Source organism: Kitasatospora sp. NPDC092286 (genome assembly GCF_044755565.1).
GTDB lineage: Bacteria > Actinomycetota > Actinomycetes > Streptomycetales > Streptomycetaceae > Kitasatospora.
The window spans coordinates 1-15112 of record NZ_JBIVRD010000046.1 but is presented as its reverse complement, the minus strand read 5'-3'; the positions used below and the strand labels follow the sequence as shown (position 1 = coordinate 15112).

13 protein-coding genes are annotated in these 15112 nt (G+C 74.2%); 3 read left to right on the top strand and 10 right to left on the bottom strand.

The features are described from left to right. Positions 1–23: 23 nt before the first annotated feature. The 3 genes from ACIQIB_RS33155 (at position 24) to ACIQIB_RS33145 (ending at position 3107) form a co-directional block, all read left to right on the top strand. Positions 24–1127, top strand: coding sequence for a class I SAM-dependent methyltransferase (locus tag ACIQIB_RS33155; protein ID WP_400762537.1), 1104 nt, complete (start codon positions 24–26; stop codon positions 1125–1127). A 136-nt stretch (positions 1128–1263) separates the two neighbouring features. Beyond that, the gene (locus tag ACIQIB_RS33150) at positions 1264–2544 is read left to right on the top strand and encodes a cation:proton antiporter (RefSeq protein ID WP_400762535.1); all 1281 of its coding nucleotides are present in this window, start codon (positions 1264–1266) and stop codon (positions 2542–2544) included. Continuing rightward, positions 2541–3107 carry a nitroreductase family protein gene (locus ACIQIB_RS33145; RefSeq protein WP_400762534.1) on the top strand — a complete coding sequence of 189 codons (567 nt, stop codon included), beginning with the start codon at positions 2541–2543 and terminating at the stop codon, positions 3105–3107. Before ACIQIB_RS33150 ends, ACIQIB_RS33145 begins: the two co-directional genes overlap by 4 nt. A gap of 46 nt (positions 3108–3153) precedes the next feature. Here ACIQIB_RS33145 and ACIQIB_RS33140 read toward each other — a convergent pair whose 3' ends face one another. The 10 genes from ACIQIB_RS33140 to ACIQIB_RS33095 all read right to left on the bottom strand — a co-directional run. Beyond that, positions 3154–4527 (bottom strand): transcriptional regulator, encoded by a 1374-nt coding sequence (locus ACIQIB_RS33140; RefSeq protein ID WP_400762532.1) that lies wholly within the window; start codon positions 4525–4527, stop codon positions 3154–3156. After that, positions 4517–5773 (bottom strand): hypothetical protein, encoded by a 1257-nt coding sequence (locus ACIQIB_RS33135; RefSeq protein ID WP_400762530.1) that lies wholly within the window; start codon positions 5771–5773, stop codon positions 4517–4519. Before ACIQIB_RS33135 ends, ACIQIB_RS33140 begins: the two co-directional genes overlap by 11 nt. Before the next feature lie 41 nt (positions 5774–5814). Next, positions 5815–6807 (bottom strand): phosphotransferase enzyme family protein, encoded by a 993-nt coding sequence (locus ACIQIB_RS33130; protein ID WP_400762528.1) that lies wholly within the window; start codon positions 6805–6807, stop codon positions 5815–5817. Further along, positions 6804–7733 carry a hypothetical protein gene (locus ACIQIB_RS33125; RefSeq protein ID WP_400762526.1) on the bottom strand — a complete coding sequence of 310 codons (930 nt, stop codon included), beginning with the start codon at positions 7731–7733 and terminating at the stop codon, positions 6804–6806. The genes ACIQIB_RS33130 and ACIQIB_RS33125 overlap by 4 nt, the downstream gene beginning before the upstream one ends. A 2-nt stretch (positions 7734–7735) precedes the next feature. Then, on the bottom strand, positions 7736–8572 hold the full coding sequence (locus ACIQIB_RS33120; RefSeq protein ID WP_400762524.1) for an SAM-dependent methyltransferase: 837 nt from the start codon (positions 8570–8572) through the stop codon (positions 7736–7738). Between the two features lie 59 nt (positions 8573–8631). Continuing rightward, entirely contained in the window at positions 8632–11742 is a 3111-nt protein-coding gene (locus ACIQIB_RS33115) for a Helicase associated domain protein (protein ID WP_400762523.1), read from the bottom strand. Further along, positions 11739–12737, bottom strand: a complete 999-nt coding sequence (locus ACIQIB_RS33110) for a Scr1 family TA system antitoxin-like transcriptional regulator (protein WP_400762522.1) — start codon at positions 12735–12737, stop codon at positions 11739–11741. The genes ACIQIB_RS33115 and ACIQIB_RS33110 overlap by 4 nt, the downstream gene beginning before the upstream one ends. A 61-nt stretch (positions 12738–12798) precedes the next feature. Continuing rightward, positions 12799–13968: a hypothetical protein gene (locus tag ACIQIB_RS33105; protein ID WP_400762520.1), complete on the bottom strand. Its 1170-nt coding sequence runs from the start codon at positions 13966–13968 to the stop codon at positions 12799–12801. After that, on the bottom strand, positions 13965–14831 hold the full coding sequence (locus ACIQIB_RS33100) for an SAM-dependent methyltransferase (RefSeq protein ID WP_400762518.1): 867 nt from the start codon (positions 14829–14831) through the stop codon (positions 13965–13967). The genes ACIQIB_RS33105 and ACIQIB_RS33100 overlap by 4 nt, the downstream gene beginning before the upstream one ends. Before the next feature lie 77 nt (positions 14832–14908). Continuing rightward, positions 14909–15112: hypothetical protein (locus ACIQIB_RS33095; RefSeq protein WP_400762627.1), on the bottom strand; the 204-nt coding region annotated here is incomplete at its 5' end.

Genomic DNA, 15112 nt, shown 5'->3' with positions numbered 1-15112 from the left:
CAGCACACCCGCGAAAGGCGACCATGCACGAGACCAGAGAGCTCAAGGCGCACGGAAACACCGTGCTCGTGGACGTGGACCCCGGGTCCAAACGGGCCGGCCGGCCGGCCTTGTGGCCGACGGTCGGCGAATACCCCATCTACGACCAGTTCCTCTACTCGACCATGACCACCGACCACGAGCGCAACCAGCGCTTCCTCGCCGCGCTGGCCAAGCTCGCGCCGGGCCGACGTGTCCTGGACATCGGCACCGGGGAAGACCTCCTCTGGGCGTACGAGAGCGTCCGAGCCGGAGCCCGCAACGCCCTGGCCGTCGAAGTCATCGACGACGCGTTCCACAAGGCCGCCGACACCCTGGCCACCCTCGACCAGCGCGACCTGATCACGCTCCTGCTCGGCGAGTCGACCACCCTGCGGTTCGCGCCCAAGGTCGACGTCTGCGTGGCGGAGATCATCGGCTCCCTGGCCGGCGCCGAAGGCGCGGCAGCCGTCCTGACCGACGCCCGCAACCGCCACCTGGTACCCGAGGGCCTGGTGGTGCCACACCGCGCGGTGACCCTCGCCGCAGCCGTCCGCCTCGCCGACCTGCTCCCCGGCCAGCCCGTCGCGTTCTCCCAGGCGGCCATCCCGTACCTGCAGAGCATCTTCGACTGGCACGGCAGGCCCTTCGACATCCGGCTGCGGATCGAGAACCCACACACCGGCGCCCTGCTCAGCGACGGCCGACCGGTCGAGGTCCTCGACTTCAACGGCGAACTGCGAACCGAGCAGCGCACCACCACCCGCCTGGCCATCACCCGGGCCGGCCAGGTCGACGGCGTGCTCACCTGGCTCAACCTCTGGTGCCTGCCGGACGACGAGCCGCTCGACGCGCTGCGCATGCGGACCAACTGGGCCAGCATCTATTTCCCGCTCTTCGACGCCCCGGTGCCGGTCGCGCCCGGAGACGTCCTGGAGCTCACCGTGGAGACGGCCCTCAGTGACGACGGCATCCACCCGGACTACCGGCTCGTCGCCGTGCTGCACACCCTCGACGGGACCGAACACCACGGCTCCCTGACGTCACCGCACCACGGCGGCCCCTTCAGGGCCCACCCGGCCTACCGGAGCCTCTTCCCCACGGCCTGACCGGACGCCCGGGGGCGGCCACACGCGGGCCACCGGCCAGGGCCGCCCCGGCCCGTCCCGGAGCACCCGCGCGCACCGGGCCGCCGAGTTCGCGCGCATACCCGCCCCCACGCCGACCTTCGACCGGAGACCGCTGTTGTCCAGTCCGCTCTCGCTCGTCCTCGTCGCCGTTCCCACCGTGGTGTTGGCCTGCCAGGCAGGCGGCTGGGCCGCCCGCCGTCTCGGCCAGCCGCCCGTCGTGGGAGAGATGGCCGCCGGCATGCTCCTCGGCCCCTCTCTTCTCGGCTGGCTTGCCCCCACCGTCCAGCACACGCTGCTGCCGCCCGCCGCCCTGCCGTACACCTCGGTGATTGGCAACCTCGCCCTGCTCGTCTTCCTCTTCCTCGTCGGCCTCGAACTCGACCTCCGCTCGCTGCGCACCGCCCGCTGCGCGGTGGCCGCCGTCGCCGCCGGCAGCATCCTGCTGCCCCTCGGCCTCGGGGCCGGCCTCGCGGTCGTCATGTACCCGGCTCTCGCACCGCCCGGCGTCAGCCGGCTGCCGTTCGTCCTGTTCGTCGCCACCGCGCTGGCCGTCACCGCGTTCCCCGTCCTCGCCCGGATCCTCACCGACCGGGGCCTCACCAATACGCGACTGGGTGCCTTCGCCCTCGCGTGCGCCGCCACCGACGACGCCCTCGCCTGGTGTCTGCTCATCGCCGTCACCGCCCTGGCCACCGCCGGCTCCCCACTGGACGCACTCACCGCCCTCGCCCTGACCGTCACCCTCACCGCCGCCCTGGCCGCGGCCCGCCCCCTCGTGAGGCGGACGCTGGCGCGCGCCGCGCGCACCTCGGAGGACCTGGTGACGGTGCTGCTGATCGCCGGGCTGCTCCTGGCCGCAGCCACCACCGACCGGATCGGCGTCCATCCCGCCTTCGGGGCATTCCTGTTCGGCGCGACGGTGCCGCGCCGCCTGCCGGCCGTCGAGCGCAGCGCCGCCCGCCTCCAGGGGGTCTTTGTCCCGGTGCTGCTCCCGCTGTTCTTCGTCGCCACCGGCCTGCGCACCGACCTCGTGCACCTTCCGGCCGGCCAGTGGGGCTGGGCCGCGCTCGTCCTGGTCGTCGGCGTCGCCGGCAAGTGGGCCGGCGCCGCCGGCGCGGCCCGGCTCGCCGGCTGCGACCGGCGGTGGTCGGCGCTGATGGGGACCCTGATGAACTGCCGCGGGATCACCGAGATCGTCGTCCTCGGCATCGGCCTGCAGCTCGGCGTCATCTCCACGAACCTGTTCACGATCATGGTCCTGATGGCCGTCGTGACCACCGCCGCCACCGCGCCCCTGCTCGACCGCCTCACCCGGGACGCCCCCGACCTCACCACCCCGGCCGCCGCCGCCGAGACGGTCACCGCAACGCCCGCCACCCCGGGAGCGACCCGATGACCAACGCTCCCGCCGAGACGGCGATCCGCGCCCGGCGCAGCACCATCCGCCTCACCGAACCCGCCCCGGGCCCGGACGAACTCCTCGACCTGCTCGCGGCCGCCGCCGGCGCGCCCGACCACGGCCAGCTGCGCCCCTGGCGTGTGATCGCGATCTGCGGCGAGGCCCGCGCCCGGCTCGGTGAAGCCGCCGCCGAGGCCGCGCCCACCGCCGACCTGGCCGAGCGGATCGGGGCCAAGCACCTGCGCGCGCCGCTGATGATCGCCCTCGTCTTCCAGCCCCGCGACCACCCGACCGTTCCGCGCTGGGAGCAACTCGCCGCGACGTCGGCGATGGCCACCACCCTGCTGCTGCTCCTGGACGCGCGTGGCTGGGGCGGCGTGTGGTTCGGCGGCCCGTACCCCGAGGCGCCGCAGGTCCGCAAGCACCTCGGCATCGGCGCCGACGAGCAGTTGCTCGGCTACCTGTACGTCGGAACCCCCGCTCCCGGGGAGGCGCCGCGGCCCCGTGTCGTGGCTGACGTCCGCTCCAAGCTCACCTGGCTCGGTGGGCCCGCAGTCTGACCTACTGCCTTGACACCGGGTCCGGTCCGGGCTGACCGGCCCGGTGTCAGAAGTCGTGGAGCGGGCCGCCGGCGCCGGCATCGGCCAGACGCCGCGCCAGGCGCCGGCTCTTGAGGTGCTGGGCGGCCGTCTTCGCCTTCGCCAGCGACTCCTCCCACCCGGCGCGGTCGCCGCGCAGCCGCGCCAGTTCCGCACCGGTGATGAGCAGTTCCACACTGTCGCGGGTGCGCTCCGGAGACAGGCCCCCCGCTACCTTCAGAGCCTGCTCGCCCTCCTCGGTCAGTCCGGCCATCGCCAGTGCCCACGCGGCCTGCCCCTCCAACTCCGGACGGTCCAGCCACGCCAGCCACTTCGGGTCCGACCCGCGCCCGGCCCGGTCGAACGCGGCCCGCGCCCGCTCCACCGCCGCCCGGCACTGCGCCCCGTCACCGGTGTAGGCCCACGCCCTCGCTTCCGTCACCGCGACGTAGGCCCGTACCAGCGCGGGCGCGCCGGTCGCCGCGACGACCGCGCTGCGGGCGTGGGTCAGCACCTCCCGGCCGTCGCCCCGCACCGCCGCCAGCCGCGCCTGGTGGATGCAGCCCCGCGCCAGCCGACCGCGATCCCCGATCGCCTGAGCCAGCCGCATCGCCTGCAGGTCGTAGCGTTGCGCCAGGCCCGGCAACTGGTCGTCGTGGGCCATGCTCGCCAGCGCGAGGACCGCGTCGACGACGCTGCCGTACAGCAGCCGGCCGCGCCCGGCACTGAACCCGCCCTCGAGCAGCGGACCGGCGTGGGCGGCAAGGAACCCGGCGAACACGGACCGGAACCGGCCACCTCCGTGCCGGGCCTCCGTTCTCCCGTACAGCTCGGTGTGCGCGTCCAGCAGCTCGATGTCCGCGACGGTCACCCGCCGCTGCCCGTGCCCGGCGATCTCCGTGTCAGAAGGCATGACCAGCGCCTCGACCGCGGAGGGCGTCACCACGAACGGCATCCCTCGCACCGACGCGCTCCCGGGAGCGGCGTCCATCTGCCACAGCCGTCGCAGCATCTGTACCGCGTGCCCGAGATCGCCGTACTGGACGGCCTGCTCCGCCACGTCCCTGTCGCCGGACGGCCACCCCAGGTTCTCGGGCGTCACCTGACGCTTGCACGCCCGGGTGAGGACATCGCACGCTGCAGCCGCCAGTTCCGGCCGCGGCTGCGCGCCCGCAAGCCACCGCGAGACCGTGCTGGTGCTCACCGGCCTCGGCACCCCGATCGCCAGGCAGCGCTCACGGACCCGTTGCGCGAAGCCCGAGTAGGACCAGCCCAGATCCAGGAGGACCTGGTACAGCGCCTCGTTGCGGTCTGCCTCGGCCGCCGGTCCCGGGCCGCCCGGTGGATCCACGGGGCCGGGCGGGAGCGGGCGCCGGGGCCCGTCACCGGGGTCAGCGACCATGCGGCGGCCCGTCCGCCCGCACCGGACCCTGGGTCGGTGCGTCGCTGTTCGCCTGGTCAGAGGGCATCGGCACCGCCTGCCGGGTGCCGGGGTGCGGGCAGGCGGAAGGCCCGTCCGATCGTGGCACCGGCGTCGACGACCTGGTGCTCCCCGGTGAGGTCCAGGGCGAACTCGCCCGGCCGGCCGACGTCCACCGCTCGTGGAGGTGTTCCGCCAGGGCCCACAGGTCGGTCGGGCCCCAGCAGGTGGCGGTGCTGCCGTCGGGAGCGACGTGCGCACGCGAGCCGTCGGCGGAGCCCACCAGCACCACGGTGTCGTCCCCGGGTGACCAGTGGCGGCGGACCCCGGGCAGGGACAGGCCGAGCAGTGTCCAGAACCCGCGTTCACCGAAGTGCGGCGGGGCGAGCACGGCCGACCTGCTCATGCCGGCGCCCGCGGGACGATCCGGCACCGGCAGCCAGTCGACGCCGCGCGCCGGGACATGTCCCCACAAGCCGGCGGACACCGTCCCCGCCAGCCGCCCGGCGCCGTCGCGTTCGACCAGGGCGTTCAGGTGCCAGCCCGGCGCGCCCTGGGACAGGGTGGCGGTCATCCGGCCGCCCTCGGCGAGGGCGTCCAGCCACGGCTTCGGGAGCGAGGGCACGGCGAAGCTGGCGGCGATGCGGTTCCACGGCCGGGCCGGACCGCCGAACCCCAGGCGCAGCGCGTCGCCGGCCACGATCCGTACGTCGGCCCCGATGGCGGCCAGGCGCATGGTGGTGCGGCGGGCGATCTCGGGCTGCGCTTCGATCCCGGTGACCTGGCGGCCGGTCAGTGCGGCGCCCGCGGCCGCCAGCCAGCCGGTGCAGGTGCCCAGTTCCAGCAGCCGTGTGCCCGCCAGGGGCTGGAGGTCCTGGAGAGCGAGCGCGACGAGTCCGGCGCCGCTGCTCTGCGCGGTGGGCCGGCCTTGGTGAACCGTGCGGGGTGTGGCCGATTCGGCGGCCAGGCCGGCGAGTTCGACGACGACCTGGTCCATCCCCCACACCAGTTCCTGGTGGCGGGCGGGGTCCGTGTCGGCGGTGAGCGTGCTCCATTTCGTGGGGCGGGGCCCGGTGTCGGCGGGGACGAACGCGGCCGGGATCAGCCGGTCGCGGTGGCCGGCGGCGAGGGCTGCGACGACCTGGTGGTCGTGGACGCCCGGTTCGGCGGCGAGGCGGGCGGCGAAGGCCTGCCGGGGGGTGTCGTCGGCGGGAGTGCGGGTGGTCATGAGCGGTCGACTGCCTTTCTCGGTCCGGTTTGAGGTCGGGATCAGAACGTTCGGGCCAGAAGCCCGGTGCGGCCGGTCAGCGCGGGATCGATCCGCCAGTGCCAGGGAAGCGGCTCGTCGCCGAGGACGCAGGCCAGGCGGTGCGCTGCCGTGCCCGCCCACCTCGGGTCGTCGGCGGCCGCCTCCAGGAACACGATCACGCCGGTGATCGCCAGCACCGACCGCAGCAGGGCGTAGGCGTCGGCGCCGTCGTGGCGGGTGATGTCCAGGCCGTAGGCGCGGGCCAGGCTGCGGTAGCGGGCCACCGGGGTGTCGAATGCCTCCGTGTGCCATGCCTCCAGGGCGAGGTCCACGCACACCGGCCCGATGCTCGCGTAGTCCCAGTCGATCAACGCGGGCCCGGCCGGTGAGAGGACCGTGTTGCTGTACCCGGCGTCGCCGTGCAGCAGGCCCGTGCCGCCGGGCCAGTCGACCTCCAGCCAGCGCCGTGCGACCTCTGCCAGGCGCGTGAGCAGTTGCTCCAGGTCCTGCCGGGACGCCGGCGTCGTACCGGGCAGGGCACGCAGTCGGGCCGCGAGGCTGTCGGCGGGGGCGTAGGCGGGCAGGCCGAAGGCGGGCGGCGGTGTGAGAGTGTGCAGGTGGCGCAGCAGTGCGGCGAACTGCTGCGGGTTGATCGCTCCGGCCGAACCGAGATCCTCCATGAACGACACCACGAGCCGGCCCTCGGTGAACAGCGGGAGCCGGTGCGGAGCGGGGACGAGGACGTCGTTGGCCCGCAGCCAGTCGGCGAGCCGTGACAGGCGCACGGCCGCGGCCAGTGTGGTGCCCGGCCGGTACACCTTCGCGACCAGCCCGGCATCCGGGAGTCGGACCACGAGATTGAGGCCGTCCTGGAGGATCCGGGCACCGGCGGTAGGAAGGCCGTAGGTGGTGGCGGCGGCTTCGAGGGCGGTTCGCATGGCGGAGTCCCGCCCACCCGAGGTGTGCCGTGCAGTCGCCAGCGAGCTCGTCGCGGTGGTGCGGTGGGTGGTCATGTCGTCCTGTCGGTGGGTGCCGGGAGCAGGCTCAGCTGTGCGCGGCCCTGCCCGGGGTGGCGAAGCACCTCGGGAGGGTGGGGGGTCGCCGGTGCGGGCGGGGCGGGGTCGATCCGGTGGGCGAGGAACGCCGCGTACTGGTCGGTGCCGGGCTGCCAGGGCCGCTCCCGGCGCCGGACCCGGTAGCCGGCCGCGTCCAGCGCCTGCCGGACACGGTCGGTGGCGCTGCGCCAGTGCAGTTCGGCTCCGTCGGGCGGGTCGGGGTGCGGATACCACAGGACGAGGCCACACTCGCTCGCCTGCTCCGGCCACAGCGACTGCGTGATGTCCCGGACCACGCAGCCGAGCCCAGTCACGGAATCGCCGGTGCCGCGGCCTCCCATCCGCAGGCCCGCGTCGGCGATCACCCGGCGAAGACCCAGGGTCGGCTCCCAGCCGCTGAGACGGGTCCGGAAGTGAGGCTCGGCCGGTCCGTACGCGTCCCAGGCACCGTGCGGCGGCCCCTGCGCGACGGTGCCGCCGGGCGGCAGCTGGTGGACGACGAGCTCGGCTCTCGGGTGGTGGTGCGGGTCGCGGCGCGGCCCGCGCAGCTGCGCCACGAAGCCGGCCCGGGTCAGGGCGGTGATCGTCGCCGTGGTCCGGTCCCGCCAGTGCCAGGCGGCCGTGGGCGGGACGGCACCGGTGTCGGGATCGCGCCGCTGGGCAGCGTCCGGGTACCAGTCGACCAGCACGCACCACAGCGCCCCGGGCGGCCACGCCTCCTCCGCGGCAGGCAGCGCCCTGCACCACCCGATCCCCTCGGGCAGCACGCGCCCTCGCGGCCCGTAGCGCTCACCGAGCCCGAGCCGCCGCAGACGGTGGTTGACCAATGCGGGGGCGCTGCGGCCCGGGTCGGAAGGGTCGAAGACGGGCAGTCTGTCGGTCACGGTTACCTTTCTCCGGTCACGTCGCGCCACGCCGCACCAGGGTCGTCGCCGGCTGCGAGGTCCTGCTGCCCGCCCGGGCCGGGGAGGCGGATCACGGCGCCGAACTCGACGACACCGCTGCGCCCGTCGTGCAGTGGGATCAGGTCACCGCCGTGCCCGGGCGCCGGCTGCCACCGGATGACGGGGCCCGGCGGCGGGCCCAGGAGCAGATGAGGCTCGAACGCCGCGGAGACCTCCTCGGTGCTGCGCACCGTGCCGGCCGTGCCGTGCGTTTGCTCGTACAGGAAGTCGTTGACCATCCAGCGAGTCGCCGCATTGTCGGTCGTCCATTGGGACACGGCGAACAGGCTGCCCGGCGCCAGCCGCTCGGCCAAGGCGAAGACCAGTTCGCGGAGGCTGGCGAGCGGCGCGGTGTGCGCGGCGGCGACCAGCAGCAGGCACACCGGCCGGTCCAGGTCGATGTGCCCGCGCACTGCGGGGTGATCGAGAGCCGCGACGCTCAGACAGGCGGCCTCGACGGTGACGGTGTTGCCGTCGGTCTCCAGCAGAGCGCGGCCGTAGCCGGCGGTGAGCGGGTCGTTCTCGACATGGACCACGCAGGCAGGGCGACCGGCCCGTCGGGCGACGTCGGCGAGCGTCGGCTCCCTGGGTGTGCCGCACCCGAGGTTGAGAATCTGCTCGATCCCGAGATCTGCCGCACTGCGCACCACGGCTACCTTGAAGAGGTGGGCGTCACGGGCTGCGGCGCCGATCCCGTTCACCAGGGCGTCCAGCGCTTGGGCGGCGGTAAGGTTGCGTCGCGCGTTGTGGTGGTTGCCCCCGGCGAGTTGGTCCGCCATGCCCTGCACGGTCGCGTGCGGAAAGGACGCCGGCCCCGTTCCTCTGTTCCAGGTTCGGGTCATCGCGCTGCCCCCTTGTGCCCGGTCGGACCGGTGGCGCGGCGGCTGGAACGCGTGGAGGTCCCGGAGCTCGCCTGGGGCTCAGCTCCCGCCAGACCGGCGTCGTTGGGCGCCTTGCCCGGATCTGGCGGTGCAGTGGATGCGGGCTCCTCCGTGGTCGAGGCGTCGGCTCCGGGTTGCCCCAGAGCGCCTTCCGGACGCGGTCCCGTGCTGGCGAACCCGTGCTGTTCCAGGAGGGCCACGCGGTGGGGCGGTTGCTTGCCGGTGCGTAGCAGGTGGAGTTGGGCAAGACGCCATCGTCCGAGTGCGAAGCCGTCGACGGTGTGGTCCTTGGGCACGACCGACGTTCCGCGTGCCTTCGCGTAGGCGTCCCACGCGCGCAGGTGCTTGAGCCATCTGGCTTCGAGCAGTGTGCGCTCGAAGCCGACGGCGGCCAGCTGCTGCCGCTGTCCCTCGGTGAGCTGGTCGAAGCGGTTCCGCCGCCGTCGGACCTGCTTGCCGAGGGGTCGGCCGGCGGCGTTGACGTAGTCCTCCGGTACGTCGGCGTGGCCGGTCTCCTCGCGGTAGGCGGTGAGGTCGGCGACGAACAGGTCCCAGGCCGCCCCGTGGACGCTGCGGGTGAACCCCAGCGCCTCCAACTGCCGCCGCTGCGCAGTGGTGAGCCTGTCGTACCCGTCGCGTCGTCCGCGGACCTGCTTGCCGAGGGGCCGGCCGGCCGCGTTGACGTAGTCCTGGGGCACGTCAACGTGGCCGAATTCGGCGTGGTGGGCGGTGAGGTCGGCGACGAACAGGTCCCAGGCCGCCTCCTGGAGGCTGCGTGTGAACCCCAGCGCCTTCAACTGCCCCCGCTGGGCCGCGGTGAGCTTGTCGAACGCCAGCCGCCGCCTGCGGACGTGCCTGCCGAGTGGCCGGTCGGCAGGGTTCACGTAGTCCTGTGGCACGTCAACGTGGTCGAACTCGTCGCGGTAGGCGGTGAGGTCGGCGACGAACAGGTCCCAGGCCGCCTCCTGGACACTGCGCGTGAACCCGAGATCGGACAGCTGGCTCCGCTGGGCCGCGGTGAGCTTGTCGAACGCCAGCCGCCGCCTGCGGACGTGCCTGCCGAGTGGCCGGTCGGCAGGGTTCACGTAGTCCTGTGGTACGTCGGCATGGCCGAACTCGTCGCGGTAGGCGGTGAGGTCGGCGACGAACAGGTCCCAGGCCGCCGCCTGGACACTGCGCGTGAACCCCAGTGCCTCCAGTTGCCCCCGCTGCGCCTCGGTGAGCTTGTCGAAGCGTCCACGCCGGTAGCTGACCTGGGCGCCGAGGGGCCGGCCGGCCGTGTTGACGTAGTCCTGTGGCACGTCAACGTGGCCGAATTCGGCGTGGTACGCGGTGAGGTCGGCGACGAACAGGTCCCAGGTGTGGTCGAGAAGGTTGTGGACCATGCCGATGGAGGCGAGGGCTTCACGCAGGTCGGCGGGCAGGCGGTTCTGTTTGAAGGCCGCCCGGGTGGTGTGCCACCAGGACCCGAGCGGCAGGCCCTGCCGTGTGGTCCAGTTACGGGGGATGTCCTGGAGGGAGCCGTGGTCGGCGAGGTACTGGTCGGCCGCGCCGAGGTACTCGTGCCAGGGAGCGGAGACCTCACGGACGACCTTCACCCGGATCGCGTCGGCGAATCCGGCCGGGACGGCGGTGCCGGTGACGGCGAGCCAGTCGGGTTGGTCCTCCCTCTCGCTGACGCTGCCCTGCGATCCCAGCTCCCGCCGGGCGCTGGTGCCGTACGCGGCGAGGACGTCGTCCGTGGCGGCCAGGGCGCGGGCGGCGCTGAAGACGCGCTGGAACGCGGAGTCCTCGAGCGCCTGGCCGGCGGCGGTCCCGGGGCCGAGGACCGCGGGGACGAAGACCGTCGCGATCTTGAACGTGCCCGGTGCGGTGAGCCGGCCGGCGCGCCCGAAGATCTGGACGGAGTCGATCTCGCTGCGCGGTGCGAGGATGGCGACGGCGTCGATCTCCGGGATGTTCACTCCCTCGGACAGGACCTTGGCGTTGGACACGACGACCAGGCCGTCCTGCGTGTTCGTCAGCCGGCCCAGTACCGCGTCGCGGACGGCCTGGCTGTGGCTCCCGCGGATGTGGCCGGCCCACAGGCCGGCGGGCCGTTCGTGCGGCTCGAGGTGGTCCAGGGCCAGAGGAAGGGTCCGGGAGAATGCCTTGGCGTCCGCCACCGTACGGTGGTAGGTGATCAGGCGCTTGATGTCGTACTCGTGGGCGGCGCGCAGCAGCGCGATCTGGGTGGCCAGCATCTGTGCGGATATCCCGACGCCGCCGTTCGCGAGGTATTCGGGCCGCTCGGTCGCCGATACGACGGCCGCGGTGTCCTCGTCGGTCACCAGCGGCACCACGAGGCGAAAGTGCGCGACGAGGCCGCGGCTGCGTGCCTGGCCGTAGGTCAGCCGGTAGGCCACCGGGCCGACCCGCTTCTCGTCGTCCATGCTGATGACGTCGCCACCGCCCAGCACCACTTTCGGTGTGGCCGTCATGCTCAGACGCCGTTGCGAGGGCAAGCGCACGCCGTCGTGGACCAGCGACCACAGGCTGCCCGCGGATCCGACCGTCCGGTGCGCCTCGTCCACCAGGGTGAGCGCGAGCGGTGGCGGGTTGTACCGCTGGTAGGCGGCCGTGACGACGTCCAGGCTCTGGTAGGTGGAGAGAACGGTCACGCGGTCGCCGCGCAGCAGGTCGGCCAGGACGTCCGGTTCGCTGGTGACGACGGCCTCCCAGCCGTCGAGGCGGCTGCGGTAGTGGTCCACGATGTCGGGCCGGGAGCAGACTGCCACCAGGCGGCCCAGGGCCGGGCGGCCGAGGGCCTGGACCCATGCGGCGACGGTCTGGCTGAGCAGTTGCAGGGTGGGGACGGTGATCAGGGTGGCGCTGGCGGTTCGTGCCGAGACGTGGGCCGCGACCTCCGCTCCCACTCGGGTCTTCCCGGTGCCGCAGGCCATGTGGAGTACGGCCCTCTCCTCGTCGGCCAGGTGGGCGCAGACGGCGTCGACGGCGTCCCGCTGGTGTGGCCACAGCGGCTGGGCCGCGGGGGGTCGTGGCCGGGGGGCCGCAATGGTGACGCTCACCGCCCGATCCCCTCGCTGTGCAGCGTCCCGCCCGCCGCCTGCCGCAGAAGGCCGAGGCTCGCACCCTCGCCCAGGGAGTGTTCCTCCAGGCCGGCCAGCCGCGGGTCCGGGCCGGACCGGTAGGCGGCTTCCCACTCCGAGAGGCCGACGGTGAGGACGTCCCCGTCCACGACGAGCTGCACGTGCTCGACGAGGACCGGCATGCCGGTGGCCATCGGCACGACACGGATCCGCAGCGCCGTGCACTCGGCGAGGGCGGCCAAGTGGGCCATCTGCTCGGTGTGCAGCTCCATGCCGCCGGTACGGCGGTGGAGCACCGCCTCGTCCAGCAGCACGGTGGTGGCCGGCGCGTTGGGGGTTCGGATCCGGGCCGCGAAGGCCCGGGCCCGGGCCCGGTGGGCGTCGCGCTGCCACCTGGCGAGCGCCGCGTGGTCTGTCAGCAGGTCACCGCGGTAGACCTGGCACAGCGTGCACCCGGTCCCCGGTAGCGCCCCCAGCAGCACGCCCTTATGCCCACGGCGCGAAGGTGCCTGGGGCCGCCGGTTCCACAGCTCCTCCTCGAGACGGTCGGTGAGCAGCGGAACCGGCAGGAACCGGCCGCCGGCCGTGAGCAGGACGCTCGAAGCGCGCTCCTCAAGGATCTGGTAGCGGTGCGGCCAGCCGGGGCCCGGATCGTAGAAGCCGTCCGGGAAGCCGACCGTGGCCCGTCGACCACGCTCCTCGGCGCACGTGCGCCAGTCGTCGGCCGCGACCTGCCCGGCTCCGTACGCGCGCGCCAGCGCCGGGCCTTCGCCCGTCACCGAAGCCGGAAGCAGGATGGTGCCACGCCCGGCTTCGGTGGCCGCCAGGTCGTCGGGTGTCAGGCGCAGCCGGGCGGGAAGCCGGTCGGCCACGGCGGCGAGTTGCTCTCCTCGGCATTCCCGCAGGTGGCGCAGGTGCGCGCCGAGGACCCGGTCGGCGAGGGCGGCCGGCGGGAACGGTGGACGGATGATCAACGTGATGCTCCGGGTGTACGGGACGTTGTGGGGTCGGTGGTGCGGCAGGCGGTGGCTGTCGCTACCAGGTCATTCCGTTGGCGGGGACGAGGGTGACGGGCTGGCGCAGAAGGCCCGTGGCGATCGCGGCGCTCTCCAGGGCGTCGCGCACCTCGGCCGCGGTGATGCTGTTCCCGCACAGCTCGACGGCCTGTTCGGGCGTGGTGAGAAGGCGGAGGACGGCGGGCTCGCACGGGCCCGCGATCAACGGCCCCAGCCGGGACACGGTGGCGACCAGGCGCGCCTCGGCTCCGCTGTGGCCGATCAGGACGCCGTCGCGGGGGCGGACGCCGACGGTGGCGGCGCAGGTGCGGGCGAGCGCGTGGTCGAGCGCGTCGGCGTCGCTCGGCGAGAGAGGGCCGCCGGGCAGCCGGGTGCGGCCGGTCACCGGGTCGTGGTGGAGCACGACGAGCCCGGAGGAGAGGAACAGCCAGCCCGCCACGCTGGTGGCGGCCCCGTCGTACCGGCGGTCGGCGGGCGTCCACGGCGCAGGGGTGGTGACGGTTCGGGGCAGGATGCGGTGGGTGTCGAGCACGCCCGGGGTGCGGGGGCGGCCGTGTTCCAGTTCGGCGGTGCGGCCCTCGACGCGGGCGCGCAGGGCGGTGAGGACGCGCTGCGCGTCGGCGGGGGCCTGGGTGAGGAGCTCGGCGGGGGCGAGCAGGCGCGGTGCGCCGCGCCGGCCGTCGTCGGCGGTCAGTGCCGCGGCCTGGACGCCGGTCAGCGGCGGGTGGTCGTAGGTGTAGGTCGGTCCGGTGCCGGGCCGCCAGTCGATGGCCAGCAGCCGTCCTGGGGTCAGGTGCGCGAGCGCGGTCGCGGCCTTGGCGTGGCGTTCGGCGGCGACGGGCGGCGTCTCGTGGGGCAGGAGAGGGCCGCCCGGCAGCTCGGCGTCACCCGGCCCCGGGCCTGCGGTGATCAGGACGCGGCCGCGGTCGTCGGTCAGCAGGACCTCCGCCCGGGCGGTCCCGACGGTGGCGGCCGCCTCGGGGGGCCGGGTGGCCGGGACGGATGGGGCGAGGGGGCTGGTGGACACGCTGGAGCTCCGGGGGTCGGTCTGGGTCAGGACGGTGGAGATCGTGCCTGGCAGGAGCGCGAAGCGCAGCACGGCGAGGTCCGGAACGCCGAGCAGGGGCGCTGGCGGACGCAGGACGGCCGTCGGGGCGCCGGCTGCGGTGACAGGGGCGGTCGAGGTCACGGTCGGCTCCGTTCCGCCGGGACGGGGCCGGCACCCGCACCGGCCGGGGTGGTGCGGGTGCCGGCCGCACGGTTCGCTCCGTGCGGGTGGATACGGGCGATTGCGCCGAGCACCGCGGCGCGGGGCGGACCGGCGGGCCGGTAGGACGACCGGATGTATCGGGGCGCTGTGACCACATCCGGTCCCCCGCCGAGGTCTGCGTCGCGCAGCAGGGACGCGAACTGGTCCGGGGTGCGGAGGCGTCCCCACCGGCCGTCGAGGGCCTCGTCCATCTCCTCGTCAATGTGTCGGGCCAGGTAGGTTTCCTGGACCGTCGGCTGGCACACCGCCAGGTAGCCTCCGGCAGGCAGCCGTCGGACGAGTGCGGCCGCGAGGCTGGCGGCCGTGGGGTCCGGGACGGCCTCCAGGGAACTGCACAGCACGGCCACCGGCCGGGCCCGGTCGAACAACGCGCTGACGGCCGGGTGGTCCAGGATGTCGTCCACTCCTGCGGCGAGGAGCGTGGTGACGGCCTCGACCTGGTCACTGTCCGCCAGGAGGCATCGTGCGTCGGCAGCCGCGAGGGGGTCGGCGGCCGCGTACACGACCCGGCAGTCCGCAGCACTCGCGCGGGCGATCTCGTGGGTGTTGTGACCGGGGACGTTGGCATAGCCGCAGTCCAGGTGGACGATCTGCCGCACGCCGTGGTCACGCACCAGCACCGTGGTGGCGTGCTCGGCGAACCAGGCGGCGTCCTGGGCCAGGAACGGCGCGTGGGGCAGGAGGCCCAGCAGCCTCCAGGCGGCCTGGCGGCTGGTGGTGTAGGCGGCGTGCCCGCCGCGGAGGTAGTCGCGGACGCCGGCGCAGGAGGTGTCTTCCAGCATTGCCACCATGCGCTCGGGTCCGGCGTCCCACCGGTCCTGGTGGGCGCGGGCAGGCGGGCTGGAGTACCTCACTGTGGTCACGGCCGGCCCGCCGGAGCGTCGGCGTCGGTGTGGCGGCGCTGGCCGGGCAGCCGGACCGTGTCCTGGTCGGCGGCGGGGCCGTCCGGCTGGGCGGACAGGTAGGCGCCGCCGCAGGCCGTCAGCCGCAGCGCGGTGTCGATCAGCGGGACGTGGCTGAACGCCTGCGGGAAGTTGCCGACCTGGCGCTTCTCGCGCGGGTC